The sequence below is a fragment of the Paenibacillus sp. JT31N7 genome, from assembly GCF_059692095.1.
The window spans coordinates 81,016-106,127 of the sequence record NZ_JCAUAT010000002.1 but is presented as its reverse complement, the minus strand read 5'-3'; the positions used below and the strand labels follow the sequence as shown (position 1 = coordinate 106,127).

Annotated in this window: 28 protein-coding genes; 11 read left to right on the top strand and 17 right to left on the bottom strand. The window is 53.9% G+C overall.

The features are described 5' to 3' along the window. Positions 1 to 30: 30 nt before the first annotated feature. Complete coding sequence (locus AC58P5_RS10715; RefSeq protein WP_497386221.1) at positions 31 to 363, bottom strand: hypothetical protein; 333 nt, start codon at positions 361 to 363, stop codon at positions 31 to 33. Positions 364 to 527: 164 nt separating this feature from the next. Between AC58P5_RS10715 and AC58P5_RS10710 the strand changes: the two genes are divergently transcribed. Beyond that, positions 528 to 1,415 (top strand): DUF92 domain-containing protein, encoded by an 888-nt coding sequence (locus AC58P5_RS10710; protein WP_497386219.1) that lies wholly within the window; start codon positions 528 to 530, stop codon positions 1,413 to 1,415. Positions 1,416 to 1,804: 389 nt separating this feature from the next. Here the strand turns inward: AC58P5_RS10710 and AC58P5_RS10705 are convergent, their stop codons facing one another. The 5 genes from AC58P5_RS10705 to AC58P5_RS10685 all read right to left on the bottom strand — a co-directional run bounded on the left by AC58P5_RS10705 (position 1,805) and on the right by AC58P5_RS10685 (position 6,040). Next, positions 1,805 to 2,194: a LapA family protein gene (locus AC58P5_RS10705; RefSeq protein ID WP_497386217.1), complete on the bottom strand. Its 390-nt coding sequence runs from the start codon at positions 2,192 to 2,194 to the stop codon at positions 1,805 to 1,807. Between the two features lie 80 nt (positions 2,195 to 2,274). Then, positions 2,275 to 4,065, bottom strand: coding sequence for an oligoendopeptidase F (gene pepF / locus AC58P5_RS10700; RefSeq protein WP_497386215.1), 1,791 nt, complete (start codon positions 4,063 to 4,065; stop codon positions 2,275 to 2,277). A gap of 235 nt (positions 4,066 to 4,300) precedes the next feature. Then, complete coding sequence (locus AC58P5_RS10695) at positions 4,301 to 4,489, bottom strand: hypothetical protein (protein WP_497386213.1); 189 nt, start codon at positions 4,487 to 4,489, stop codon at positions 4,301 to 4,303. 159 nt (positions 4,490 to 4,648) lie between these two features. Further along, a complete protein-coding gene (locus tag AC58P5_RS10690; protein ID WP_497386211.1) occupies positions 4,649 to 5,485 on the bottom strand; it encodes a TerC family protein in 837 nt (278 codons plus the stop codon). Positions 5,486 to 5,806: 321 nt separating this feature from the next. After that, on the bottom strand, positions 5,807 to 6,040 hold the full coding sequence (locus tag AC58P5_RS10685; RefSeq protein WP_497387557.1) for a hypothetical protein: 234 nt from the start codon (positions 6,038 to 6,040) through the stop codon (positions 5,807 to 5,809). Between the two features lie 275 nt (positions 6,041 to 6,315). Here AC58P5_RS10685 and AC58P5_RS10680 point away from each other — a divergent pair, with 275 nt between their 5' ends. Together AC58P5_RS10680 and AC58P5_RS10675 are read left to right on the top strand one after the other, a co-directional pair. After that, positions 6,316 to 7,050: a class I SAM-dependent methyltransferase gene (locus AC58P5_RS10680; protein WP_497386209.1), complete on the top strand. Its 735-nt coding sequence runs from the start codon at positions 6,316 to 6,318 to the stop codon at positions 7,048 to 7,050. Between the two features lie 70 nt (positions 7,051 to 7,120). Continuing rightward, entirely contained in the window at positions 7,121 to 7,318 is a 198-nt protein-coding gene (locus tag AC58P5_RS10675) for a cold shock domain-containing protein (RefSeq protein WP_009675016.1), read from the top strand. A 111-nt stretch (positions 7,319 to 7,429) separates the two neighbouring features. On the opposite strand, the gene AC58P5_RS10670 is transcribed toward AC58P5_RS10675, so the two are convergent. Next, positions 7,430 to 8,059, bottom strand: coding sequence for a TetR/AcrR family transcriptional regulator (locus tag AC58P5_RS10670; RefSeq protein WP_497386207.1), 630 nt, complete (start codon positions 8,057 to 8,059; stop codon positions 7,430 to 7,432). Between the two features lie 256 nt (positions 8,060 to 8,315). Here AC58P5_RS10670 and AC58P5_RS10665 point away from each other — a divergent pair, with 256 nt between their 5' ends. Continuing rightward, on the top strand, positions 8,316 to 10,559 hold the full coding sequence (locus tag AC58P5_RS10665; RefSeq protein WP_497386205.1) for an MMPL family transporter: 2,244 nt from the start codon (positions 8,316 to 8,318) through the stop codon (positions 10,557 to 10,559). A gap of 61 nt (positions 10,560 to 10,620) precedes the next feature. Here AC58P5_RS10665 and AC58P5_RS10660 read toward each other — a convergent pair whose 3' ends face one another. From AC58P5_RS10660 to AC58P5_RS10635, 6 genes are all read right to left on the bottom strand, one after another. Next, complete coding sequence (locus AC58P5_RS10660; protein ID WP_497386203.1) at positions 10,621 to 11,442, bottom strand: GNAT family N-acetyltransferase; 822 nt, start codon at positions 11,440 to 11,442, stop codon at positions 10,621 to 10,623. Between the two features lie 109 nt (positions 11,443 to 11,551). Then, positions 11,552 to 12,199 carry a nitroreductase family protein gene (locus tag AC58P5_RS10655; RefSeq protein ID WP_497386201.1) on the bottom strand — a complete coding sequence of 216 codons (648 nt, stop codon included), beginning with the start codon at positions 12,197 to 12,199 and terminating at the stop codon, positions 11,552 to 11,554. Between the two features lie 143 nt (positions 12,200 to 12,342). Beyond that, positions 12,343 to 13,437 carry an efflux RND transporter periplasmic adaptor subunit gene (locus AC58P5_RS10650; RefSeq protein WP_497386199.1) on the bottom strand — a complete coding sequence of 365 codons (1,095 nt, stop codon included), beginning with the start codon at positions 13,435 to 13,437 and terminating at the stop codon, positions 12,343 to 12,345. A gap of 17 nt (positions 13,438 to 13,454) precedes the next feature. After that, the gene (locus tag AC58P5_RS10645; RefSeq protein ID WP_497386197.1) at positions 13,455 to 14,852 is read right to left on the bottom strand and encodes an ABC transporter permease; all 1,398 of its coding nucleotides are present in this window, start codon (positions 14,850 to 14,852) and stop codon (positions 13,455 to 13,457) included. Next, a complete protein-coding gene (locus tag AC58P5_RS10640) occupies positions 14,849 to 15,631 on the bottom strand; it encodes an ABC transporter ATP-binding protein (protein WP_497386195.1) in 783 nt (260 codons plus the stop codon). The genes AC58P5_RS10645 and AC58P5_RS10640 overlap by 4 nt, the downstream gene beginning before the upstream one ends. Beyond that, positions 15,624 to 16,826 (bottom strand): MFS transporter, encoded by a 1,203-nt coding sequence (locus AC58P5_RS10635; protein WP_497386193.1) that lies wholly within the window; start codon positions 16,824 to 16,826, stop codon positions 15,624 to 15,626. Before AC58P5_RS10635 ends, AC58P5_RS10640 begins: the two co-directional genes overlap by 8 nt. A gap of 412 nt (positions 16,827 to 17,238) precedes the next feature. On the opposite strand from AC58P5_RS10635, the gene AC58P5_RS10630 reads away from it, so the two are divergent. The 4 genes from AC58P5_RS10630 to pfkA all read left to right on the top strand — a co-directional run bounded on the left by AC58P5_RS10630 (position 17,239) and on the right by pfkA (position 20,433). Continuing rightward, positions 17,239 to 17,553 (top strand): hypothetical protein, encoded by a 315-nt coding sequence (locus AC58P5_RS10630; protein WP_497386191.1) that lies wholly within the window; start codon positions 17,239 to 17,241, stop codon positions 17,551 to 17,553. Positions 17,554 to 17,729: 176 nt separating this feature from the next. Further along, on the top strand, positions 17,730 to 18,359 hold the full coding sequence (locus tag AC58P5_RS10625; RefSeq protein ID WP_497386189.1) for a hypothetical protein: 630 nt from the start codon (positions 17,730 to 17,732) through the stop codon (positions 18,357 to 18,359). After that, a complete protein-coding gene (locus AC58P5_RS10620; protein ID WP_497386187.1) occupies positions 18,343 to 19,422 on the top strand; it encodes a tetraprenyl-beta-curcumene synthase family protein in 1,080 nt (359 codons plus the stop codon). The genes AC58P5_RS10625 and AC58P5_RS10620 overlap by 17 nt, the downstream gene beginning before the upstream one ends. Positions 19,423 to 19,464: 42 nt before the next feature. Beyond that, the gene (pfkA, locus tag AC58P5_RS10615) at positions 19,465 to 20,433 is read left to right on the top strand and encodes a 6-phosphofructokinase (RefSeq protein ID WP_497386185.1); all 969 of its coding nucleotides are present in this window, start codon (positions 19,465 to 19,467) and stop codon (positions 20,431 to 20,433) included. A gap of 109 nt (positions 20,434 to 20,542) precedes the next feature. Here pfkA and AC58P5_RS10610 read toward each other — a convergent pair whose 3' ends face one another. Beyond that, positions 20,543 to 21,499 (bottom strand): D-2-hydroxyacid dehydrogenase, encoded by a 957-nt coding sequence (locus tag AC58P5_RS10610; protein ID WP_497386183.1) that lies wholly within the window; start codon positions 21,497 to 21,499, stop codon positions 20,543 to 20,545. A 159-nt stretch (positions 21,500 to 21,658) separates the two neighbouring features. Between AC58P5_RS10610 and AC58P5_RS10605 the strand changes: the two genes are divergently transcribed. Genes AC58P5_RS10605 through AC58P5_RS10595 form a run of 3 tightly spaced genes read left to right on the top strand, consistent with a single transcriptional unit; the run spans position 21,659 to position 23,362 of the window. Next, positions 21,659 to 21,877: a DUF3906 family protein gene (locus tag AC58P5_RS10605; RefSeq protein WP_497386181.1), complete on the top strand. Its 219-nt coding sequence runs from the start codon at positions 21,659 to 21,661 to the stop codon at positions 21,875 to 21,877. A 19-nt stretch (positions 21,878 to 21,896) separates the two neighbouring features. Then, the gene (locus tag AC58P5_RS10600) at positions 21,897 to 22,439 is read left to right on the top strand and encodes an NADPH-dependent FMN reductase (RefSeq protein ID WP_497386179.1); all 543 of its coding nucleotides are present in this window, start codon (positions 21,897 to 21,899) and stop codon (positions 22,437 to 22,439) included. A gap of 26 nt (positions 22,440 to 22,465) precedes the next feature. Continuing rightward, positions 22,466 to 23,362, top strand: a complete 897-nt coding sequence (locus AC58P5_RS10595; RefSeq protein ID WP_497386177.1) for an aldo/keto reductase — start codon at positions 22,466 to 22,468, stop codon at positions 23,360 to 23,362. Positions 23,363 to 23,535: 173 nt separating this feature from the next. On the opposite strand, the gene tatA is transcribed toward AC58P5_RS10595, so the two are convergent. From tatA to AC58P5_RS10580, 3 genes are all read right to left on the bottom strand, one after another. Beyond that, a complete protein-coding gene (gene tatA, locus AC58P5_RS10590; RefSeq protein ID WP_497386175.1) occupies positions 23,536 to 23,757 on the bottom strand; it encodes a twin-arginine translocase TatA/TatE family subunit in 222 nt (73 codons plus the stop codon). 136 nt (positions 23,758 to 23,893) lie between these two features. Further along, positions 23,894 to 24,082 (bottom strand): hypothetical protein, encoded by a 189-nt coding sequence (locus tag AC58P5_RS10585; protein WP_497386173.1) that lies wholly within the window; start codon positions 24,080 to 24,082, stop codon positions 23,894 to 23,896. A 155-nt stretch (positions 24,083 to 24,237) separates the two neighbouring features. Beyond that, entirely contained in the window at positions 24,238 to 25,059 is an 822-nt protein-coding gene (locus tag AC58P5_RS10580) for a YitT family protein (RefSeq protein ID WP_497386171.1), read from the bottom strand. Positions 25,060 to 25,112: the final 53 nt, after the last annotated feature.

The window sequence follows — 25,112 nt, the reverse complement described above, 5'->3', positions numbered from 1 at the left end:
AATTTTGCCATAATGGACCTAGGACGGAAATTAGCGGGAAGCTTCTTCTTCGCGCTCGTTCTGGATCGGATCGGGAAGAAGGCCTTCTTCCGTGAGATCCTCATTGGTTTTCATGCTTTCCATATCTTTGCCGAGCTGTTTGATTTCATCCATATCCGGCGCCATCGAACCGTTCATGACCTGATTGATGTCACGATCCGCTGAATTTTGCTTGGCATCGTGATATTCATGCTCTTTTACGGATTCGAGATCTTCATTCTCATATTGACGGACGTTATTTTTCTGATTGGTGTAAGGGTTATGTTTATTTTCATCCGTAATCGGGTTGATATCCTCGTTCGGCTTGTTTTGATTGTTTTCCATGATTAAAATCTCCCCTCATAAACGAATGTGTGATACGGGATCTCTATTTATTTTTACCCGAAATACGGAAAACGAAACCCGCGGTTTGCAGCCGCCGGCTTTTGCAGGTAGAGCTTTGCATCGTTCTGATGATTAGAAGAAGGGGAGATGTGAGGATGTCGGGAATGGATGTATGGATAGGGCTGCTGGGAAGCGTCCTGGTGGCGGGGGCCGCTTATTCGAAGCGCTCCCTGACCGTGTCGGGTGCGGCCGCGGCGGTTGTTTTGGGCACACTCATGTATTCGCTCGGCTCCGCCGCCTGGTTCGGCACCCTGATCGCGTTTTTTGTTGCCTCGACACTGCTGTCCAAGTACAAACACAAGCGCAAAGCGGCCATCGAAGAGGGCTACGCCAAAAGCGGCAACCGGGACGCCGGACAAGTGGCCGCAAACGGGGGGCTGGGGCTTCTGCTCTGCATCGGCTCCGTGATTGCCCCTCATCCCGCATGGTGGGCCGCTTTCGTAGGCGTCATGGCCGCCGTCACGGCCGACACCTGGGCCACGGAAATCGGCGGGCTGAGCCGGACCGCTCCCCGCTCCATCCTGACGGGCCGCAAAGTCGCCCCCGGCACATCCGGCGGTGTCACCACGCTCGGGCTGCTTGCGACGTGCGCGGGCGGGCTCTTCATCGGCGCAGCGGCTTGGCTGCTGGCCAATCTGGGAAGCGGCGCCGTCACGGGAGCCGCTAACGCCGCAGCGTCCGGCCAGCAGGCGCTCACCGTGCTGACCGCCGGCGCCCAGCACCCGCTGGAGACGCTGCTGCCGCTTCTCGCGGCGGGTCTGGCCGGCGGCCTCGCCGGATCGCTCTCCGATTCGCTCATCGGCGCGAAGTGGCAGGCGATGTACCGCTGCGCCGTTTGCGGCCGCGACATCGAGCGCGGCTCGCACTGCGGCCGGCCGGCCGAGCCGCTGCGGGGCTTCGCCTGGATGACGAACGATGCCGTGAACGTCATCGGTTCGCTCTTCGGCGGCGCTGCGGCGCTTGCGGCGGTCCTGCTCGCAGGCTGGCTGTGAACAGCCTGCCGCCTGCTGCCGGGCTTGGCGCGTAACCGTTCGCCTGTGGGTTCCGCCACACGGCCCGAGCCGCCGCCGGTACTATCCGGCACGGCGGCCGATAGCACCGGCTACCCGGCGCAAGCCGCCAGCGTGCAGCAGGGCCGCGCTTCACGGCGCGAAGCCGCACGGCGGTGCTGCCCGGCGCAGCCGTGCTGAACCGCGGGTGGGACGACCGCAGCGCATCCGTCGTAGTGGCTCGCGCCACGGCACGAGAGCGCCGGGTACGCAGGCCAGTATGGCTACCCGGCGCAAGCCGCTTAGCCAACTCCCGCCGAACGCGCCGAAACCGAAAAACCTCCATCCCGAAAGGCCGTAACGGCCACACGGATGGAGGTTTTTCGGTTTTGTTACAGCGCGCCGGAGTTGTTCTTGCCGAACTCTTTCTTGACGGGAACTTCCTCGCCCGGCAGACGCTCTTCGTAAGAAGCGGAAGCGGCTTCTGCGGCGGCAGTGCCCGGCAGCACTTCGGCATCAGCCGGAACGGCGGAGCCGCTGAGCTGTTTGCGCAGTTCCTTGATTTCCTTCTGCATCTGTACCTGACGCAAAATTCCGAACAACCCGACGATAAGACCGCCGAGAACCGTGGAAATCACGATGACCAGGATAAGGGGCGTGTTCGTTTCCATAAACACGAAATTGACACGAACCTGATCCATGTTCACCACCGCGAAAACCGTCGTAATGAGGGCAAAAATAAGAGCGCCGATCAGCAGCCATTGAATACGGTTCGATTTCATGGAAAATCTCTCCTTTAAACCGGCAAAAAGGCCGTGAAACCGTTCATCGGCCTTTAAGCTCCGGGTAAAGTCCGCGTGAATTACTTCGTCAGTTCTTCCATCTGATCAAGCACGGAAGCGAATACGCTCATGGCCTGCTTGATCGGTTCTGGAGTTGACATATCCACGCCGGCTTTTTTCAGAATGTTGATGGAATAGTCGCTTCCGCCGCTCTTCAAGAAGCCGAGGTAGCGTTCCACGGCAGGCTGGCCTTCGTCGAGAATCTGTTTGGAGAAACTCGTGGCAGCGGAGAAGCCCGTCGCATATTTATACACATAGAAGCTGTTATAGAAGTGAGGAATACGCGCCCATTCCATTTCGATATCTTTGTCCACTACCATTTCTTTACCATGATAGAGGGTATTCAAATCATAATAGATTTTGCTGAACTCCTGTGCCGTAAGCGATTCGCCTTTTTCCATCTTCTCGTGCGTGATTTTCTCAAACTCGGCGAACATGGTCTGGCGGAACACGGTCGTACGGAACTGATCGGCATAGTAAGTAAGCAGGTACAGCTTCTTCTTCGGATCGTCCGTATGCTTCAGCAGGTGGTCCATAAGAAGCGCTTCGTTGAGCGTGGAAGCCACTTCGGCCAGGAAAATCGTGTATTGGGCGTCCCGGTATGGCTGATTTTCATCCGACAGGTACGAATGGATGGCGTGACCCATTTCATGCGCCAGCGTAAACATGCTGTTCAGATTCTCTTTGTGATTAAGCAGCACGTACGGGTGCGTGCCGTAAGCGCCCCAGCTGTAAGCGCCGCTGCGCTTATTCTGATTTTCGTAAATATCGATCCAGCCGTCCTTGTAGCCTGTTTCCAGCGTTTCCACATACGATTTGCCGAGCGGCGCGAGGCTTTCCTTGATCGTTTCTTTCGCTTCGTCGTAGGTGACCTTCATCTTGAGATCGTCCACAAGCGGCACGAACAGATCGTACATGTGAAGCTCGTCGAGTTTAAGAAGCTTCTTGCGCAGCTTCATGTAGCGCTGGAGAAGCGGTAGCGATTCGTGAATCGTATCGATCAGATTCGTGTACACTTCCGGTTTGATGTTGTCGCCGAACAGGGACATCTCCAGAACGGACGGATATTTACGAGCCTGCGAATAAAAAATGTTCTTGTTGATATTGGACGAAAGCGTGGCGGCTATCGTGTTTTTCTGCTTGGCATAGGTCTCGTAAACGGCTTTGAAAGCTTGCTCGCGTACTTCACGGTCGCGGCTTTCAAGGAACTGGATGTAGCTTCCGTGGGTCAGCTCGGCTTCCTCGCCGTTCTCGTTCTTCACCTTCGGGAACTTCATATCCGCGTTGTTGATCATTCCGAAAATGTTGCTCGGAGCGCCGGACATATTGCCGGCCATCGCCAACAGCGCTTCTTCTTCCTTGGACAGCACGTGCGGCTTCTGGCGGATCATTTCTTCCAGTGTCGATTTGTACGGCGCCAGATCTTTGTTCTCAACGAGCGCCTTCAACTGCTCCTCGGAAAGGCTCACGATTTCGGGAGAGATGAAAGAGAGCGCCTGGCTCACTTCCACGCTGAGCTTCTGGGCTTTATCCGACAGAGCCTGGTAAGTAGGGTCCGTCATATCCTCGTGGTGCTTCATGTTGGAATACACGTAAAGTCTTTCGGTATGTAGAGAAATATCGTCCTCCAGCTCGAAGCATTGCTTCACAGCGGCAGGATCGCTTAATTTGCCATGAAACTGGCCGATTTTGCCCAGCGCTTCTTTCGTTTCGCTGTATTCTTTGTTCCAGGCTTCTTGATTGGTGAAAAGATCCTCCAGCTTCCAGCGGTGCTCGGCCGGGACGTCTTTGCGAACGGGAATTTGGTTCATGGGAACCCTCCTGACAGATGATTTCGGATTGGCGGCCGAATGCGCGCTACTGCCGGGAACCAGCGTAGACGCGAGCAATCCGGCCATAAGGGCGATCGGTAAGAGGCGCATACGGTTTCACGCTCCCCAGACGGATTTTCCCAGTTGACATTTCGGGAATCCCGTCTAGTATGACCGATCGGAAGATTAATTATCATTATAGGGGAATGCGTTTGGGAAGTAAATTCGTCCGCGATTACCCCGCCATTCCTAACTTAAACAAAGATACGACCACCAGCGAAAAAGAGCAGACCACCAGGATCAGCGCGAAAATGGCCATCGGCCTGCGCAGCTGATCCGGTATGCGGTTGCGGGAATAAAGCACAAGCAGCGCAAAAGCAAAACCCGCGATGATAAAGAGCAAAACATCATTCGAAATCCCCAAAGTACGTTCACCTCTTGCCATTAAGCATTTTAACTAGTATGCCATACAATTTCGCCTCATGCGGACGATTTCCCTCTTTTCGGGTAAACGCGCAAAACCCGCCGGCCTTTCAACAGAAAGGGGCGGGTCCGGGAGGTTCTCGGGATGCGGAGCTAATCGTCAGCCCGCGGATTTAACGGACTTCGGATCGTTGTCCGGACCTACCTTGACGAAGACTAGACGGCCGCTCGGATCCGATTGTACGGTGAACCGGTCTTCCGGCGCGATGTTGGCTTCGTGGCCGAGATGTTTGGGAAGAGTGAGCTGACCGCGGTCGTTGATTTTAACGGAATATCCCGACATTTTCACGACATAGCCGATTACGAGCACCCCGACGACAATGACGGCGATAAACAGCCATTTCACTAGCGGGTTAGCGGAGAAATAATCGTGCATAATAAAATGCTCTTCGGTCAGCATTTTCGCTGCGGTATAGGCAAGCACACCGGAGCCGATGTACATGACAATCGGAAACCGGTCGACGACTTTAATGAAAACCGTACTTCCCCAGACGACGATTGGCACGCTGACCAGCAGCCCGATAATGACGAGACCGATATGTCCGTGAGCCGCGCCCGCAATCGCAATCACGTTATCGATACCCATTGCGGCATCAGCCGCGATAATAGTGGTGATAGCGGCACCTACGGTATTTTTAGCGGCGATGTTGTTGTGATCGCTTTTATCCGTGAGGAGTTTGAGCGCGATCCAGATGAGCAGCAGTCCGCCGACGAAAAGCAGTCCGGGAATTTGAAGCAGATACACAACGAGGACGGTGGCGACTACGCGGATACCGACCGCACCTGCGGTCCCCCAAAGGATGACCCGCTTCTGCAGGTTCTTCGGTACGTTTTTGGCGGCCATCCCGATAACGATGGCGTTGTCTCCCGCTAACACCAGGTCGATGATAATGATGTTGAGCAGGGTAAGTAAGGATGCTGTTGAGAACCAGTCCATGATAGTGAGTTCACTCCTTCATCTTAAAATAGGGTTTGCAAGTCAGGGACTTCTAATTCGGCACCAGCCTACAAAAAAATGCCTTACCGAATTCACCGGTAAAGGCATTTTTCCCCAGTTAAGAAGAAAAGACCTTTACCAGCGTGCTGGCAAAGGTCTTGCTAACAACTTTCGTTGCCAATAAAGCCGGGGCTGTTATCCAACCCGAACTGACGACTTTACTGTAGAAGCTACTCCCCTTTGACTGTCCCGTACATTTAGTTTTCTGTGCTCAGTATACCGCGTTCTTCGCAAAGACGTCAAGACATTTGTTCGAACGATTCAGACGCTGCGGAAAGCTTCCATCATGGCGTCATATTCTTCGTCGGTTCCTTCGAACGTATCCCGCGGGAATCGTTCCTGGGCCCAGTGCATCAAAGCCGGCCGGCTCAGAAAAGTATGGGTATCTTCGCCCCATTGGTCTGAAATTTCCCTGGCGACAAGCCGGGAACCGTTCACTTCAACTGTAACCATATTCCATTTGTCTCTTTTGAAGATGACATGTTTTTTTATCACGTGTGACATGAGAATTCTCCTTTAATCTGGTTTGAAGGATGAGGGACGAATATAAAGGTAAGAATGCCCCAACCGCTTGCATCTTACTTTAGCATATGGGATTGAAAATTTCACTAGCCTGAACCGGGCGGAGGTGATACAATACTTTCAATCTTTATGGAAAAAGATGGATGGGGCAGATAGAGAGCCGCCGTTACTTATCCGTAAAGCGCCGTCCATAGGGACGGCAAATCAGTTTAGTCGAGATGAGCCGAGAAGAGGAGAGTGCAGTTGAGATGGAGACAAAACGCTTTTATGAGCAGACGGGTGTCGCTATGACATGCCGCAATTTCGAGGAATACGTCCGGATGTTCGATCTGGAGCCGGAAAAGCTGCGCGGCAAGCGCGTGCTGGATACCGGTGCCGGCGCTTCCGCATTTACGGCGGAGGCTTCCCGCAGGGAAATCATGGCCAGTGCGGCAGATCCCTTGTATGCGATGGGGCCTTCGGAAATCGAGGGGCTGGGCCTGCGGGAAATCGACGGGTTTATTGCCAAGCTGACGGAAAGAAAGCATCTGTACAACTGGGATTTCTATGGGGGTCCGGAGCTTCTGAAGGAGCTGCGGAAACGGTCGTTTACGGATTTCGCGGCCGATTATGCGAATCCCGTTTTCCGTAAAGCGAGGTACACGGCGGCTTCGCTGCCGGATCTTCCGTACCCGGGAGACGATTTCGATCTTGTGCTGTGCAGCCACTTCCTGTTTCTGTACGGAGAGCAGTTCAGCCCCGAATTTCATCTCCGGGCGATCAGAGAGCTGCTTAGGGTTTGTAAACCGGGCGGAGAAGTGCGGATTTATCCGCTGCTGACGTTCGGCGGGGAACTGTATCCCCAGCTTCCCGAGCTGCTGGCAGAGCTCGCCAAGGAGGGCGTTAAAGCCGTTTACGGGCCGACGCGGCTTGCTTTTATCCCGGGTTCGAAGGACTACTTGACTTTGCACAAAGTTGCAAATAGACCCCTCTCCGGCAGTTGAACTGGCAGACAAAGGATGGTATAATATCCATATTCGCCATAGATGGCGATACATTTAGGAGGTTGTTCACTTGAAAGGTACAGTTAAATGGTTTAACGCAGAGAAGGGCTATGGCTTCATCCAAGTAGAAGGCGGCGAAGACGTATTCGTTCATTTTTCCGCTATTCAAGGCGATGGATTCAAAACTCTTGACGAAGGCCAAGAAGTAGAATTCGAGATCACGGATGGTAACCGCGGTCCTCAAGCAGCTAACGTCACCAAGTTATAAGATCCAGGGATAACCACCTTCTTATAAATAGTGTCATAGCAAACCAAGACAGCTCCCGATCGAAAGATTGGGAACTGTCTTTTTTGCGGTCTGAATTTGTACCTAACCGGCTCATGCCGGATTGTTTGCGATACCGTTCCAGAGCATGCTGACGATTTTATCGGCGGCGAGCCGCTTGTCGGGGTAGGTAAACGTCCCGTCAGGCTGTTTGCTGTGTCCGATCATAAGCAGGGCCATGTAAGAACGTGCCGCGAGCCAGGAATCCGCGGTGCCGATTTCGCCCTTTTCCGAGGCTTCGGCGAAGGCGTTGGCGAGTGCTTCCAGAAGCTGATGCTCCGCTTTTCGCATATTTTCAGTCTGCTCGGGAGTGAGGACGGTTTCTATTTTGTTCATAAAGCCCTCGAAATCGAAGCTCGTCGTGGCTTGAAGATGATTGTAGGTGACTTCCAGCAGCCGTTCCCGGAGAGGAAGGGGCTTCTGGAGAATTTTCAGCGTGGCCGCACGCACCACATTCATAAGCCGGATCGTCGATTCGGTGAGCAGCACGGCTTTGGACGGGAAATAATAATAGACGGACGCCTTGGTGACGCCGCTCGCTTTCGCTATATCGTCCATGGAAACGGCATCATAGCCGCTGCGGATAAATTCGTGCATGGCTATTTGGAGAATCCGGTCGGAAACTGGGGCCGCCTGCTCGCTGGAACGCGGCCTTCCGGGAGATTTTCGGGAAGTTGAAGACATAGGCAGTATTCCTTTCAAAACGGGTATCTGAGAAGCTCATTAAGGAGTATTATACCACAAACCGGGAAGAAACCTTTGTCAAAGGGCTGTGGTAATGACTCGCAGCTCCAAAAAACGGCTATGGAACAAGAAGCGAAAAATTTCTGGTTGATTAATTAACTAACCAGTATATATAATTATAACGGCAATGAATGCTTTTCGTCTATTGAGGGTACTTACAGCTTTAATTATCCGGATAAAAGGAGAGAATGTCTCAATGAAATCATCGTCCTTTATGGAGGGAATACTTTCCCGGGTTGCGGGTCCCAGAAGCAAATGGGTTACGGTGGCGGTCTGGATCGTGCTGACCGTTCTGCTCAGCGCCCTGTGGCCGGGCGTCAACAGCCAGGAGAACAACGCGGCGGACCAGCTTCCGGCGGATTCGCTTTCCGTGCAGGCCGCGGCGCTCGAGAAAGAGCAGTTTCCCGCAAGCGGCGGCGTCCCGGCGCTGGTTGTCTTTTACCGGCAGGCGGGGCTGACCGAAGGGGATCTCGGCGCTTTGCAGAAAATAGCGGGCCGGCTGACGGATAAGCCGCTTCCGGAGCAGACTTCGGTCGCTCCTTTTGACAAACTGCCTTTGCCGGCCTTGAAACAGTCCGTGAGCAAAGACGGGACCACCATCGTGCTTCCGGTCTCGTTTAAAGAAAAAACGGAAACCAAGCTGCTCAAGGAGAGCGCGGCTCAGCTTAAAGAGATATCCGCTGACGTGACGGGGAGCGATCCTTTTGCCGTGAAAGATCTGAAGGGAGACGGCCTGATCGCGCGTATCACCGGTCCTGTCGGAATTTCCATGGATGCGAACGACTTGTTCAAAGGCGCGGATTTCTCGCTGCTGATGGCAACGGTCATTCTCGTACTCGTGCTGCTCATTCTGCTTTACCGTTCTCCCGTTATGGCGATCGTGCCGCTTGTCGGGGTTGCCTTTGCGTACGGCGTTATTTCGCCGATTCTGGGAAAGCTGGCGCAGCTTGGCTGGATCGTGGTGGATGCTCAGTCAATCTCGATTATGACGGTGCTGCTTTTCGGAGCGGGGACGGATTATTGTCTGTTTTTTGCAACCCGGTACCGGACGGCGCTTCTGGAGCACGATAATAAGCATCTTGCCGTAAAAGAAGCGCTGCTCGGTTCGGGCGGTGCGATCGGAATGAGCGGGCTGACCGTTATCGTATCCATGCTGGCGCTGCTTTTCGCCAAATACGGGGCCAACCACCGGTTTGCCATCCCGTTCAGTCTGGCCGTGTTTATCATGGCCGCAGCAAGTATAACGCTTGTGCCGGCGATTCTGGGTATTCTGGGACGGAAGTCTTTCTATCCGTTTGCTCCGCTGACGCCCGAACAGAGAGCCGCTAAGGAAGCGAAGCGGGGAAAACCCGTCCGCGGACAGCGAGCCGTCGGCCGTATGAGCGAAACATTGGGACGGATGGTGACGGAAAAGCCGAAGACGATTCTGGTCGTAAGCCTGGTCGTGCTGATTGCCCTGGCGGGTTTTTCGTCCCAGATCAAATATACATTTAATCTGCTTTCTTCTTTTCCGGAAACGATGCCGTCCAGAGAAGGGTTTTCTCTCCTTTCGGAGCACTATTCTCCGGGTACCTTGGCTCCGGCCAAAGTTATGGTGGATACGGACGGGAAGAATGTGGATGCAGGCGCCAGACTGAGGGCACTCTCTTTTGTAGACTCCGTTTCGGAACCTGTAAAAGGGAAAACAAATCCCGATATCGTGGCATACGATGTGCTATTCAAGGATGATCCTTTCGAGCTGGAATCGATTCATCACATTCCCGATCTTTATGCGGCGGCGGGAGCATCCCTTCAAGATGCGGGAGTTACGGACACCGGTTCCCATGTGCGAGTCTCGGGACAAACCGCCGAGCAATACGATACCGAGAAAGTGACGAGCAAGGACACGAAGGTGGTCATCCCGGTTGTAATCGGGGTCATTGCGCTGCTGCTCCTGGTCTATCTCCGCTCGCTCGTTGCGATGGTCTATCTGATGGCGACCGTGCTTCTGTCTTACTTCTCGGCTCTTGGAGCGGGTTGGCTCATTTTGCACACTTTCTTCGGAACCGAAGCGATTCAGGGGCTGATTCCGCTCTACGCGTTCGTATTCCTGGTCGCTTTGGGCGAGGATTACAATATCTTCATGGTATCGGGAATCTGGAAAGCCAGCAAAACGCACAAGCTGAAAGAAGCGATCCGGCTTGGCGTGAGCTCGACAAGCAGCGTAATCACTTCTGCCGGTCTGATTCTGGCAGGCACGTTTGCGGTATTGTCCGTGCTGCCGATTCAGGTGCTCGTGCAGTTCGGCGTGATCTGTGCGGTCGGCGTTCTGCTGGACACGTTTATCGTCCGCCCGTTCCTTGTGCCGACGATCACGCTTCTGCTCGGCAGAGCGGCCTTTTGGCCGGGCAAGCCGGGAACACCGGCGGACGAGAGAAGCGCCCCGCGGCCGGGATACTGACACAAAAAAGGAGAGCAGCGGCTTTAGCCTTCGCTCTCCTTTTTTGTTTGCCGCGCCGGGTCTACTCGCCCAAAGCGCTCCAGACGGCGCGCGTATAAGCGAGCCTCATGCCGGCGCGCTCCATGTTGTTCTGGCTCACGCTGCCGAAGGTAGCCTGCGCGGCCACGAGCCGGCAGCCCCGCTTGGCCGCCTCGTGCATGCGTACCTGCAGCATAGCGGTGTGCAGGCCGCGGCCCCTGTGCTCCGGCACCGTCGCGGCCAGGGTGAAAGAGGCGATGTTGCCGTCGATGTGCATCACACTGACTCCGGCCGGCTCTTCATTTACATAGCCTAAGTACATATGCCATCCCGGCCGGTTAAGCAGAACGATGTTGTTGTCGATGAAATGCTGCTTCGCGCTCACATCCATCCCGGTTCCCACGCAGTGCAGTTCCCCGTAAAGGTCGAACCGGGCGGCCGAAGTTAGCGGCTCAATCCGGATGTGCGGCGGAAGTACGGGAGCGATAGGTTCCGGGAGGCCGTACATATAAGCGTGAAAGCCCTCCTGATAAAACCCTTGTCGCGCCAGCGCATAAGTAACGGACTTATCCGCTTTGCCCGGAGTGAGCTCAAACGTGCAGGAACGGCCGTATTCCGCGTAAAAACGGAGAATCGCCTCGAGCTCTCCGGCATCATCGGGCCCAAGGCCCCTGACGGTGTTGAACAAAGGCCAGGGCATCCCCTCCGTGCAAACCGCGCTTGTATGGCCGAACCGCGCCGTATGAACGCCCATCGGGTTGCCTTCGCGGCTGCCGATGGCTTCCATGCGTGAAGTCCAGAAAGCCGTCTCCGCTTGCTCCAGACGCTTTGCAAGTTCTGATGTAAGTACGGGGAATTGAGCCATAATACCGCCTCCAGAAGTTCGTTAACTCAGGGTAAAACGTGAAAAGAAAGCCTCCCGGTTTCCGGCTTGGAAAGGGGAGGCTTTGAAAGTTTACCTGTGTCTGGTCCGATCAGCCTATGATCTCGAGAATCTCATCCACTTCTTTGCGGGCCAGTTTGCCTGGACGCTCCTGCGGATGACCGAGGGCGATGACCATGTTGACCTGCGCCTCCTGCGGAATAGGGAGAAGCTCGCGGAGCCTGTGCTGGGCAAGGAGGACCGGTCCGGTCATGGGACAAGTCGCCAAGCCGCGCGCATGAGCGGCCAGCATCAGGTTCTGGGCCGCCAGGCAGGAGCTCTTGATGCCCTCTTCATCCCAGACGGAGTTTTCAACAAGTCCGATCGGATCGAAAATGCGCTCACGGAATTTGGACTCGTAAGAGGTGGCCAGACAGACAATCAGCACGGGCGCACCCGAGAAGGCGGTCGCATACGGTCCGAAAGACTTGACGAGAAGGCGGCCTTCGCGGAATAAGCCGCGTTCTTCGGCATCGGCCGCCCGTTTGTGGAGTTCTTCCCACGTAACGTTTTCGATAGTTTTGATGAGTTCGCCGTTCATGACGGCAATAAATTTCCATGTTTGCGAGTTTGTATCGCTCGGCGCAAATCTGGCGCAGTCGATCAGTTCGCGTACGTCCTCAACCGAGACGGGCTCTTCCGTAAATTTCCGGACGCTCCGTCTTTCGAGCACGACGGATTTGAAATCTTCATAGTTCATGCGTACAGTCCCTACTTTCCGATGGTTCCTGGATACTGTTCTTAAGACTTGGTACTAATATCTTCTCCTAATTATAGTCCAAATCCGGCAGTTTGCATAGGGAAAGACGATGATGGACAGGCGGTCTCTTCCGCCCGCAATTCTTACTGAAGGACGACGGTCTCTCCTTCGTTCAAGCCGCTGACCACTTCGGTTTTATCGGCAGTTTCCATGCCGATTGTAATTTCTTTGCGCTCCACTCCGCCCGGAGTTTCAAGCATGACGAAATGTTTGTCTTTTTCGCGCTGTACGGCAAGGGTAGGGACGACAAGGGTGTCGGCCTTGCGGGCCGTTTCAATGGTGCCCGTTAAACTGAGTCCGGCGATAAGCCTGTCGTTGGGCTCCAGAGAGACGATGACTTCAAACTGGGCCGTTGCGGAGGCAGCCGCTTCCGTTCCCGATTTGGCGAATTTGGACACTTGCTTGACTTTACCTTTCAGCGGAACATCGGCAAGAGCATTGATCTTGACCTGGACCGGCATATCCGGCTTGATTTGGAAAACATCGAATTCTCCCACATAGCAGAGCAGCTCAAGCTTGGACAAATCGACAATTTTGCCGATCCGGTTATTGGCCTGAAGGGCCTGCGGAATTTTGGACGAATCCTCGAAAAGAAAAATGCCGCTTTCCGGTGCTTTAAAATTCGCTTTGGCGAGCATTTTCTGTTTCTCACCCAGTTGGCTCTGAGCCGTCTCGCGGTTCATCGTGTTGAGCTTGGACTGGATTTTGGCGCTCTCGGCATCGACATAACGTTTCTTGGCGTCGGCTTCCGACATGCCGTCCGATTCTGCGGAACCTGCCGGAGCGTCAGCGGAACGCTCCTGGAATTTGGCGAGCTGAGCTTCCAGGTCCTGTTTTTTCAGGTTGGCCTGCATCTGAACGACTTCGGCGTCGATTGCGGCACTATCGAGGACAAACAGAGAGTCGCCCTTTTTTACCTGAGCGCCGTCGGTTACATTCCACTTCACGATATCCCCGCTAAACGGGGCGTGTACCCAGGTTTCTTTTTCATAAGATGATTTGCCTTTCACTTCGATAGAGCCGACCAGCTCTTCGCGGGTGACTTTGAAAGACAGGGGATTGTTCATCGCCATATCGGCGGGATTAGGACCTGTTTGAGGATGGCTTTTTATGTATAAAAACGCGCTGATTCCTATGACGACAACCGCCGCCGCCAGTGCCCACACTTTTTTCTTCATCGTTACCGTTTTCACTCCTATTCGCGTTTGATTGCCGTCAGGGCGTCGGTTTTGGACGCTTTGACAGCCGGATAAATACCCGAGAGAACCCCGGTCATGATGGCAAAGAAGAGACCGACGGGAAGAATCCACGTGGATATAAACAAGATCTGGGAGTCGTCGCCAGCAGGATTTTTGCCCATCATGAAGGTGAGGGCGTTAATTCCCCAAACGACCCAGTAGGACAGCAGAATGCCGAGGATTCCGCCCAGCAGCCCCAGCAGTGCCGATTCCACAATGAACATGTTGCGGATTTGCCGCAGGTTTGCTCCGAGCACCTTCATGATGCCGATCTGGCGGCGTCTCTGGTACGTGGACATCGTCATAGCCACTACAATGGAAATAGAGGCGATGAACAGGACAAACAGTCCGACGCCGAGAAAGACGACCCGGATGATCACGAACTCTCCCTGCATTCTTTCTTCCTGATGAAGATTGTTCTGGGTATTCAGGCGAAGCTTCTGAATCTGCTTGTCGACGGTTTCTATCTGGCCCGAGTCCTCGACTTTGACAAGTACCTCCGAGTAAGATTCGCCTGCTCCCATCCGTTTGGCGGTTTCGCTGTCCGGCGATGCCGAAGCTTTAATGGTCTCGCGGATTTGTTTGGCAAGCGCATGGGAAATGTATCCCCTTTTGTCATACATAACCATGTTGTTGGGCACACTTTCCCCTTTTTTCAGGACGCCGGTGACCCGTACGGGGATTTGCGCCTGCGCTTTGCCTGTCGATGCGCCCGGGTGTTCCAGCGTCAGCGTAATCTTCTCCTGATAAAGAGAGGTCGGGATTTTATCGAATTCCCGAAACGTTTCCCAGAGGGTCGGATCGTTCTGATTCGCCCGCATTTGACGCTCCCGGTTTTTCATGGTTTCTTCGTCGAGAAGACCCATGGTGGCACCGGGGCTCAAAATAATGGTGTTTTCGATAGTGGAGGGGCCGCCCTGCTGGAAATCGTTCCCGAACTTTTCGAGCGTATCCAGATCCGTAGCGACCAGCTCGAAATTGCCGATTTTGCCGTCGTCGAGCTTAAAGAAGAAGTGACCGACCTGCTGAAAGCTGGCGACGGCTTTGACGTGCGGCAGCGTCCGGATCAGATCGAGTTTCTGATTTGTAATGGAACCGGCAGCGGAGCCGGATTTGTCCGATGCAGAGCTCTCTGACCCCTGGTCCTGGCTCTGATCGTTCCGGATCGTAATCTCATCGGTTTTCAGGTACGCTTTCATCTGCTGCTCGCTGTGGTGGGAAGCGGATTCCCCTACGGCCAGGGCGACAACGATAGCGGCGGACCCGATGGAAATCCCGAGTGCGCACAGAGCGGTGACGACTTTCCGGCGTTTGAGCTGATCCCAGCCGAGCCCCATGTAATCGCGCATCTTCATGGCCGCTCACCTCCGGCTTGTCCGGCATGGAGGGCGGCATCCGACGCGAGTGCCGGAGGAGCATCGCCGGTCAAGGCCGCCGCCGTCTCATCCTCGCCGTACAGGTAATCGCTGTCTTCGGCGAGCCGGCCGTCTTTCAGCTGAATGACCCGCTGCGTTCTGGCCGCCACCTCGCGCTCGTGCGTGACGATAATGAACGTAAGCTGAAGCGTGCGGTTCAATTCGAGCAGCAGGTCGATGATCTCCTTCTCGGTTTTGGTGTCCAGATTTCCCGTAGGCTCGTCTGCAAAGACGACGGGAGGGCGGGTGATCAGCGAACGCGCGATGGATACGCGCTGCTGCTGTCCGCCGGACAGTTGGGAGGGGAAGAGTTCCGTCTTCTCCGCCAATCCGACCTGCGTAAGCAGACTCATGGCGCGCTCGCACCGTTCGCTGTGCTTAACGCTTTGAAAGACGAGCGGAAGCTCGACGTTTTCCCGGACGGTCAAGTGCGAGATGAGCTCATAGGATTGAAAAATAAATCCGATATGATGGCGCCGGAATTCGGCGAGCTTGTTTTCGCTCATTCGCTCGATCGGCTGTCCGTCGATCAGAATGCTGCCCTCCGTCGGCTTCATAAGTCCGGCCATCAGGTTGAGCAGCGTAGATTTACCGGAGCCGGAGCTTCCGAGCAGGGCTACGATTTCTCCTTTGTTCACGGTAAAATTGATGTCTTTCAACACCTGGGACTGTTCCGTACCGCTTAGAAAGGTATGCGAAAGCCCGCTTACCTCAAGCATGCGAATCCTCCTTTTTCGTTGAAATAGCAGTTAATTTGGCTTCCAGCGCGTTCAGACGGGCATGGAATACGAGAAAACCCGCCGCAGCCGCCACGGCAAGCCCCGATCCGATTCCATAGAGGATCGTGCTTCCGTAATCCGCATAGATGAGGCCGCCGAATCTTCCGCTGATGATCCCGGCAAGGCCCGACCACGTAACGGCGAAAATAGCCTGCCCGGACGCTCTGTACTCATCCGGGATGATCTGGGCGAGATAGCGCAGAGCCGTGACGAAGAAAATGCCGAAGGTCACGCTGTGCATGGTTTGCGCGAGCAGAACCCAGCCGATATGATCCGACAGGCCGACGATCAGAAAGCGGATGGCGTACATAAACCCGGCAATGGCCAGAAGCGGCAGCTCTTTGTAGCGGTTCCCGTATTTGCCCAGCAGAAAAAAAACCGGAATTTCGCTTAGCGACGAAAGCATCATCGCCGTACCGACCGTCATGTCCGAAGCTCCCAGCTCGCGCAGGTGCAGAGCCAGAAAGCCGTCATTGATCCGGTGCGCAATCGACATGATAAGGACAAGCAGAAGGAAGATCAGAAGCCGGGGGGAACCGATCACTTTTCCCATGCCCTTAAAGTCCATTTTGCTGTAAGCAACCCGTGTATCGACCAGGCCGAAGGTGAAAATCAGCCCGATGACAATAACCGCTATACTAATAGACGAAGTAAGGCTGATATTAGTTTCTTTTATAAGGAGTCCGAAAAAAAGCGCAGAGAAAGCAAAGCCGATGGAGCCGAATATCCGGAAGGAGGAATAGCTCTTCCCCGTCTGGCTGGCGTGCAGCAGGAGCTGGCTGTCGTTCAGGGATTGGGCGGGCTGCTGGAAGAAATAAAATCCCGCCATCAGGACGTAAAGCACGGTGAATGAGTCGGTTCCGAACATGGAGACAACGAAAACGAGCTGTCCGACATACAGCGTGATCATAATCGGTTTGATTTTTTGCAGCCGGTCGCTTGCAAATCCCCAGACGAGGTTGGCGAAGATGCTGACCATCGGTCCGATGGAGTACAGCAGTCCGATTTCGGCTTTGGAATAGCCCCGTGAATCGAAATAAAGGGGGAAGAATGAGGCGATAATGGCCATCATCATATAATAGGAAAACGTAAATCCTCGCAAGACGAAATCATTTTGTTTTTTCAAGGCGACCACCTGTCTTCGTTGTTCTGTAAAAAACAGAGGACGCCGTAGGGGCGTCCCGTATTCTTTCCATCCAGTATACGGAGGCCGGAGGCGGAGGCGCAATTGAGCATTTTACCGCTATCGGCAGTGGTTTGGAGAATAGAGGCGGTTGCTTATCCAGGTTGCTCCTATACGAACAAATCCGGTCCCCTATCCCGGTAGGGGGGATTAAGGAACGCCCGATAGCCTTAAAGACCCGTATGGCCGCTCCGAAAACCATGACAAAAGTCATATCCCGGTATAATTGGCATGGAGTAGGATGCGGATAACGGCAGGGGGCAAATTACCGTTAACTTGTAGTGGAAAGGTCACGGCGCCTCGTGATACATTAGAAGATAAGATTGTTAGACATCGCGCCGGATTAAGCTGAAGGGGGTGCCTTGTGACCTGCCGTTTTATGTTTGACGAGCGATTGGGAATCGCGGTCCCCGAGTTCGATAAGGAATGGGAAGAGTATTCTCTGGAGGAAAGAGAGTCTATTCTGCTTGAGTGGGAACAAATACGCGGAACGATCCCGGACCGGATCAAGCAGCTTGAAGGGCAGATTATCGCCAAACAGAACAAGCTGAACATCGAGGATGATTTTCCGGCTTCATGTACGCTCAATTCGCAGATTGCCGATCTGGCCAGCGCCATCAACGATCTGCATCTCTGGTTCCGGACGAATCAGGAAGTGGAAAGCAAGTTACACGGGTAACGGCAGAGGGTTCCTTCCGGTGAATTTCTCTCTGCGCGGGTACTCACGGATTCTTGCTATGGCAGGACTGCCGGAGGAGACAAGGTGTAAAAGCTCCGCAATTCTGGTAAGATAGAAAGAAAAATTGAGATTGGATCTGAAGCGCCAGGTCTGAGCCGCAGGAAGGAGTGCTCGAGGTGCCAACAGAAAATGAGAAACCGTCTTGGATCAGACTGATCGCCAAGCCTTTGCTCGGAAGACAGCCTTCGCTGTATCCGATCGAAGAATGGGATTCGCTGATCGATGTCCGGATCGACAAACTTCAGGTTTCCGCATTAAACGGAGACAATCCAGATAAAGAACCTTATGCACTGGCGCTAAAATCGGGACTCTATCTATTTAATGAGAGTCTTGACAACAGTCATGAAATTTCCCAGTCCATTACAAATGAAACCGGAAGCTATTGGCACGGGCTGATGCACCGGATGGAAGGCGACTACAGCAACGCGAAGTATTGGCTGCAGGACGCGGGCAACCATCCGATCCATACCGACCTGGTCAACGAGGTTCGGTCCTTTCTGGACCGCCAGCCGGGGCTCCGGACGATAGAACATGAAGCAATGAAAGCGAAGATCGACGTTCTTGTTACTTCTCCAGAATGGAATTCCTCTGTATTTGCGGATGCCGTCGAGCTTCAGGTAACCCTGCTGCAAAATCCGGATATCGAAGCCTGGCTCACCCATATCCAATACCTGGAATTCAAACTGCTGCTTGCCTACTGCTATCGCCAGTGTTATGGAGGAGAACTCGTTGAACTTGCCGAATAAATCATCTTTAAACGTTCCCCGGGGGCCTTTGAGCCTGATGTACCGGGTGTACAAATATGTGCTTCCGGGCGTTAAACGGGAATTGGAGGGCTGGCGCCGCGAAGCGGAGCGGATTCCGGACGAGGAACTGCGGACGCAGGCGATTGCCAGTATGACATCCAAACAGTTTCACTGCCAGGGCGGCGCCATTTATGCGGTAATCAATTTACCGATGAGGCAGGTGCTCATTTCACTGATTGTCGCGTTCCAGACCATCAGCGACTATCTGGATAACCTGTGCGACCGCAGCACTTCACTGGACCCGCAGGATTTCCGGATGCTGCATCAATCCATGCTGGACGCGGTCGACCCGACGGCACCCCTTCACGATTATTACGCTTATCGTCTTGAGAAAGAAGACAACGGCTATCTGGTCAAACTCGTACAGACCTGCCAGCAAAGGATTGCCGAGCTTCCTTCCTACGGGCTGGCTGCCGATGCGGTCCGCTCGCTTGTGGGGCTGTATTGCGATTTGCAGGTGTACAAACACATCCGCCCCGAACTTCGCGAACAAGCTCTGCTGGACTGGTGGACGGAACATAGCGCGAACTACCCGGATTTGACGTGGAACGAGTTTTCGGCGGCAACCGGCTCGACGCTAGGCATGTTCATGCTGTTCGCGGCGGCTTCCGACCGCAATTTGGACCGGCAGCGGGTGGATGGGATTAAAAGCGCCTATTTTCCTTACGTAGGCGGACTGCATATTCTGCTTGATTATCTCATCGACCAGGAAGAAGACCGTGTCGGCGGAGATTTGAATTTCTGCTTTTACTATGGAGATATGGATGAAACGATCCGGCGGATCGCTTATGTGGCCGAACAGGCCAGGGAAGGCGCTTCGAAGCTGGAAGACGCCGCTTTCCACCGGATGGTTATTGAAGGACTGCTTGCTCTTTATTTGTCCGATCCCAAAGTGAAAGACCAGCCGGTTGTCCGGCAAATATCCCGGAATCTGATGAAAGACAGTACGATCAGCCGATTGTTTTTCTGGGTGAACAGCCTTTTGATCCGTAAAACGTCCTGATCTCTCATTATATTGCTCATAGATAAGCAAGGAGGAACTTTAATGACAGCAGTAAAATCCATCGCAGTTCTTACAAGCGGCGGCGACTCCCAAGGGATGAACGCAGCCGTACGCGCCGTTGTGCGCAGCGCACTCTACCATGGTGTGAAGGTGTTCGGGGTCCAGCGCGGCTACCAAGGACTGATTAAGAACGATATTAACGAAATGGATCTAAGAAGCGTAGGAGATATTATCCAGCGCGGAGGAACGATCCTGCAGACGGCCCGTTCCAAGGAATTCATGACGCCGGAAGGCCAGCAGCTCGGAGCGGAGAATCTCCGCAGCAGAGGTGTCGACGGCTTGATCGTTATCGGCGGAGACGGCTCTTATCAAGGAGCGAACAAGCTGAGCAAGCTCGGAATCAAAACGATGGGTCTTCCGGGCACCATCGACAACGACATTGCGTTCACCGATTTCACCATCGGTTTCGACACGGCTGTCAGCATCGTCGTAGACGCGATTAACAAGCTCCGCGATACGATGACTTCGCATGAGCGCTCCTCGGTGGTCGAAGTTATGGGCCGCCACTGCGGCGAAATCGCCCTGTACGCCGGCCTGGCGAGTGGTGCCGAGACCATCCTCGTGCCGGAAGTGCCTCACGACTGCCAGGAAATCGCAAAGCGGATGAGCGACAACTTCGCCCACGGCAAGCGTCACAGCATTATTCTCGTTGCGGAAGGCGCCGGAAAAGGGGACGATATCGCCCGCCAGATCATGGAGAATAACGGCATCGATGCACGCGTGACCGTTCTCGGCCACATTCAGCGCGGCGGAACGCCGACACATACGGACCGCATTCTGGCAAGCCGCCTAGGAGACTTCGCCGTACGCAGACTCATCGAGGGCGATTCCGGCAAATCCTGCGGCGTCATCAAAGGCGAGCTCGTTGCGACGGATATCGATCTTGTCGTGAACACGAAACGTCCGTTCAACATGGAGCTTTATAACCTTGCGCTCCGCCTGTCGCAGTAATCCGGCAATGCAGATGACCGGTGCTCCGGGACGTCCGATTATACAAAAGCCTTCCTTCTCCGCCGCCCTGAGGGCATATGGGGAAGGAAGGCTTTTATTGTACGGCTTGTTAATAGCCGTGGTCCGGATCGATCCGATTGATCAGCGGTTTATTTTCGATAAAACGGCGGATATTCGGAAATAAGATTTCCGCACACCGCTCTACATATTTCGGCGTATTTCCCGCGATATGAGGCGTAATGGCAACCTGATCCATCTCCCAGAGCGGGGAATCCGCAGGAAGCGGCTCCTCCCGGAACACGTCCAGAGCCGCCCCGGCAAGGGTCCCTTTCCGCAGCGCGTCGATCAAAGCCGTTTCATCGATCACGCTGCCGCGGGCCATATTGACGAGAAACGCCGACGGCTTCATAAGGGCCAGTTCTTCGGCCCGGATCAGGTTTTCCGTCTCGGGGGTGGCAGGGACAATGACCACGACAAAATCGGATTCACGGAGGAGAGAGTGAAGGCCGCTCGATCCTTTTCTCACTTCATCGAAGTATTCCCTGTCCCGCCCGGAGCGGCTGTAGCCGACAACCTTCATATCGAATGCCTTCGCCTTGCGGGCTACTTCCGAACCGATCGCTCCCGTTCCGATAAGGCCCAGTGTCTGTCCGTGAAGCTCCACGGTGGGGAGCCGATGATTCCATTCCTTGCGGCTTTGGCTCTCCATAAAAGTACGTGTACGGCGGACTAAATCGAGCATGACCGACAGTGCATACTCGCTCATTTGGATGGAGTGGACACCGCTCATGTTGGTCACCTGGATGCCTTTCTCGTCCAGTTTACGGAGAGGCAGCTTGTCCACACCCGCCGAGAGGGTCTGAAACCAGCGCAGCTTGGGCAGCAGAGGGAGCCAGTCGTCTTGAAACGCTCCGGAAGTGAGGAGAATATCCGTGGAAGCGAGCCGGTTCCCCGCCTCTTCGGCAGTCAGAAACTGCACCAGAGAGACGGCGTCTTTTAAATCTTCGGGCAGATGATCCCGCAAATACGTCAAGTCCATTTTCGTTAAGGCCGTTATGTTCAGCACAGGCGATCAGCTCCTTTCCTTTATTTTAAACAAAAGAGGTGGAGAAGAAAACCGGCAGGAGAGCTGAGGTTCATCTAGGCAAATCCTTGACAATTTGGTAACATAAAGGGAATCTTACAGAGATGCCGAGTTAATCGGTGGGAGAAGGAGGGTATGAAGATGTTCCTATACAAAGTAGAGCTGGAGCTTAAAGAAAGCCTGGCTTATCTGATTGTTGTGGCCGAAACGGACGCAAAAGCGTTCGATGCCGTAGAAGGTCATCTTGTCCGCCATTTCACTGTGGCGCCTGAAGTCGTGCAAACGACGATCATTGAGAAAAAACGGATTGGAAACGGGGCGGGATACGTAATCGAATCCGCCGTCGAGAGTCCGGTTTAAGAAAAGGGGGAACGGAAAAATGAAAATCGTAATTATTAGCGGAAGCAACCGTGAAGGGGCGAGCACAACTTTTTTAAGTGCTTATGTCGGGCAGGTATTGGCGGAAAAGGGAGCGGAAGTGACTCTGGTTGACCTGTACAAACAGCCTGTCCCGCTCTACAGCCCGGATCCGAGCGTAGTCGAAGACGAGAATCTGGTCCATATGAAAAAATCGGTCATGGAGGCGGACGGTATCGTTCTGGCTACGCCGGAATACCACGGAGCCATGAGCGGCGTGCTGAAAAACGCGCTTGACCACATGGATGCCCAATACGTGGACGGTAAAGTCGTGCTGTCGATGAGTTCCGCAGGCGGAGCGGTCGGAGTCAGCTCGCTTCAGCAGCTCCAGACGGTTGTCCGTAACCTTCACGGCATTAACTGCCCGGAATGGATTTCTATCGGGGGAGCGGGCCGGGCGTTTACCGAGCAGGGCGAGCCTGAAACGGTTCAAATCCGCGAACGTATTCTACGGACCGTCACTTACTTCCTGTCCATGACAGAGACTTTCCGTAAATCCATCTAAGCTTGAAAGGAGAGTCAGACATCGGGATGGAAAAGAGGATTTTGGGTCGGACAGGCCTGCAGGTGAGCCCGCTTGGATTCGGAGGCGCGGAAATCGGTTTCCAGGGCATTGACCTGAGGACGGTCGAAAACCTGCTGGGCGGTGCGCTGGATGCGGGCCTTACTGTCATCGATACCGGGGAATGCTACAAAGATTCCGAGGAATTAATCGGGAAAGCCGTCTCGCACCGCCGGACGGAATTCAGCCTGTTTACAAAGATCGGCCACGGCGCCGGCTTTCTGGAAGAAGATTGGGATCTGGGGATGCTTGAAAAAAGCATCGACCGCAGCTTGAAACGGCTGAAAACCGACTATGTGGATCTGCTTCAACTGCACAGCTGTCCCGAGGAGATTTTGCGCCGTGGGGAAGTGATCGAGCTTCTTGAGAAATTCAAGAAGCAGGGCAAAACCCGCTTCATCGGATGCAGCGGAGACGGGCAGACCGCCCTGTACGCCGTCCGGACGGGAGTGTTCGATACGCTGCAGACGTCGCTAAGCATAGCGGATCAGGAGGCGATCGAGCTGACGATTCCCGAAGCCCGGCAGCGGGGGATGGGCATCATCGCGAAAAGACCCCTTGCTAACGCCGCCTGGCGGACGGGAGAGAAGCCTGCCGACAGCTATCACCATGAATACTGGGAGCGCTTGAAGCTGCTGCGATACCATTTTCTGAATGAATCCGTACCGGAAGCCATCGCTTACGCGCTCCGGTTCACCCTGTCGGTGCCGGGTGTCCATACGGCCATTGTGGGAACTACGCGTCCGGGACGCTGGGAAGAGAATGCGGCATTCCTCTCCGGGGGGCCGCTTCCGATCGAAGCGATTGCCGAAATCCGGGGTCGCTGGCAGCAGGCATCTCGGGGGAACTGGCCGGGATTGCGCTGAACACCGCCGGAATGCTTCATCCGGATGTTTCAATCTGCAAAAGCTTCACAAAAACAGACCGGCAAGAGAACTCTCTCGCCGGTCTGTTTTTTATTTTACAGCTTAAGTTCAAATAAAAAAGACCCTGCATGCATCGACGCGGAGTCTTCTGTGTATAAAGAGGGTGTATAAAATTATTTCCGCGCTTCTTCTTCAACGGAAGAATTGTTGTTGACTTCTTTACGCGCCGGAGCCGCTTGATTCGATTCGTCGGAAACCAGACCGTTAGTCGCGTCTTTGAATTCTCTGAACATACGTCCGAAGCCGCGTCCCAATTCAGGCAGTTTACTTGGTCCGAAAAGCAGTAAAGCAACTAGAACAACGAGCAGTAAATGCCATGGAGAGAAAAAATTCATTACATGCACCTCCAATTCGCGATGCCGGCATGCTACCAGGCTATTCAATCGTGCCCTTATCATATCATGTAATGGGACATCAATCCAGTTCATTTGCTACTTTTTTGTGAACATAGCTTTAAAAAAAGACGCCTTCCTAATGGAGGAAGGCGTCTTTGCGGTTCTCGTTTATGCTAAACTGTACAATTTCAATCACATCTTCCTGATCCAGGGACTGAAGTCCGTTAACGAGGACGATTTCGGAATTGAGTTCCGTACGGGTTAAAAACGTATAAAGCTCTGGGGTGTAGGTCTTCACGATATGAGACAGTTTTACGGTTTCCATTTCCATCATCCTTCCTATCCGGATTTGATGAGAAAACTAAGCGGAAATATTACTCGTAAACCGAAATGAGCCAAGCTGGAGCCTTCTTTCATTATATCATAAAGAGCGGCGGGGTGCATGGGCACATCGTGGAGAACACCCGATTAATTCCGGTGCTATTGACGGCGGAATTCTCCGAGGACACCGACCGTTTCGACCACGTTTACGAACGCTTTAGGATCGGTTTCTTTAATGATTTTCTGCAGGCCGACCAGTTCGTATCGCGTCGTTACCGTCATCAGGAGACTTTGCTCCTGGTTCGTATAAGCTCCTTCCGTACGGATAACGGTTACCCCGCGCGGAATTACGAGAAGCTTCTCCAGAAGCGCTTCCCTCTGCTTCGTTACGATGAAGGCGGTCACTTTGATATGGCGGATATGAATCGTGTCGATCACCTTGCCGGCAATATAGATGGACAGCATCGAGAAGAGGGCGAGGTCCCAGTTGTTTTTAAAATAACCGAGCATAAAAATAACTCCGCCGTTCAAAGCGAACAGCATCTGGCCGAGAGGAAAATCGCGCTTGCGAGTCAGAATGAACCCTACGATGTCGAACCCGCCTGTGGAGCCGCCCGCCCGCATCGTGATACCGGCACCGATTCCCACAAGCACGCCGCCGAATACGGCCCCGAGTATGGGTTCCTGCACAAGTCCACGGACCGGTATGATCTGCATGAACCAGGTCGTGGCGATAACGGAGCCGATGCTGATAATGATGAACCGGCGTCCGATGATGACCAGTCCCCAGATGATCAAAGGCAGGTTCAGGACGAAGTATAAAATGGAAATATCCATGTTCGTCAAATATCCGATTACCATCGCAATACCGGATACTCCGCCGCTCAGGAGTTCGTGCGGAATAAGAAACATGTTAAAGCCGAACGCGACGAGTGCCGCGCCGAGTATTACAACCGCGATGGAAATCGCTTTTTTGTCCACACGATCACCTCAAGAAGTAGTATGCAGATTAAAAGTACCACTCATCCGGGACA

Coding starts and splice junctions, on each gene's coding strand:
- AC58P5_RS10665 (WP_497386205.1), top strand. CDS start 8,316: ATGAAATCATCGTCCTTTATGGAGGGAATACTTTCCCGGGTTGCGGGT.
- AC58P5_RS10595 (WP_497386177.1), top strand. CDS start 22,466: ATGGAAAAGAGGATTTTGGGTCGGACAGGCCTGCAGGTGAGCCCGCTT.
- AC58P5_RS10585 (WP_497386173.1), bottom strand. CDS start 24,082: ATGGAAACCGTAAAACTGTCTCATATCGTGAAGACCTACACCCCAGAG.
- AC58P5_RS10690 (WP_497386211.1), bottom strand. CDS start 5,485: ATGGACTGGTTCTCAACAGCATCCTTACTTACCCTGCTCAACATCATT.
- AC58P5_RS10640 (WP_497386195.1), bottom strand. CDS start 15,631: ATGCTTGAGGTAAGCGGGCTTTCGCATACCTTTCTAAGCGGTACGGAA.
- AC58P5_RS10605 (WP_497386181.1), top strand. CDS start 21,659: ATGTTCCTATACAAAGTAGAGCTGGAGCTTAAAGAAAGCCTGGCTTAT.
- pfkA (WP_497386185.1), top strand. CDS start 19,465: ATGACAGCAGTAAAATCCATCGCAGTTCTTACAAGCGGCGGCGACTCC.
- AC58P5_RS10670 (WP_497386207.1), bottom strand. CDS start 8,059: ATGTCTTCAACTTCCCGAAAATCTCCCGGAAGGCCGCGTTCCAGCGAG.
- AC58P5_RS10655 (WP_497386201.1), bottom strand. CDS start 12,199: ATGAACTATGAAGATTTCAAATCCGTCGTGCTCGAAAGACGGAGCGTC.
- AC58P5_RS10660 (WP_497386203.1), bottom strand. CDS start 11,442: ATGGCTCAATTCCCCGTACTTACATCAGAACTTGCAAAGCGTCTGGAG.
- AC58P5_RS10705 (WP_497386217.1), bottom strand. CDS start 2,194: ATGAAATCGAACCGTATTCAATGGCTGCTGATCGGCGCTCTTATTTTT.
- AC58P5_RS10710 (WP_497386219.1), top strand. CDS start 528: ATGGATGTATGGATAGGGCTGCTGGGAAGCGTCCTGGTGGCGGGGGCC.
- AC58P5_RS10715 (WP_497386221.1), bottom strand. CDS start 363: ATGGAAAACAATCAAAACAAGCCGAACGAGGATATCAACCCGATTACG.
- tatA (WP_497386175.1), bottom strand. CDS start 23,757: ATGAATTTTTTCTCTCCATGGCATTTACTGCTCGTTGTTCTAGTTGCT.
- AC58P5_RS10600 (WP_497386179.1), top strand. CDS start 21,897: ATGAAAATCGTAATTATTAGCGGAAGCAACCGTGAAGGGGCGAGCACA.
- AC58P5_RS10645 (WP_497386197.1), bottom strand. CDS start 14,852: ATGAAGATGCGCGATTACATGGGGCTCGGCTGGGATCAGCTCAAACGC.
- AC58P5_RS10680 (WP_497386209.1), top strand. CDS start 6,316: ATGGAGACAAAACGCTTTTATGAGCAGACGGGTGTCGCTATGACATGC.
- pepF (WP_497386215.1), bottom strand. CDS start 4,065: ATGAACCAAATTCCCGTTCGCAAAGACGTCCCGGCCGAGCACCGCTGG.
- AC58P5_RS10650 (WP_497386199.1), bottom strand. CDS start 13,437: ATGAAGAAAAAAGTGTGGGCACTGGCGGCGGCGGTTGTCGTCATAGGA.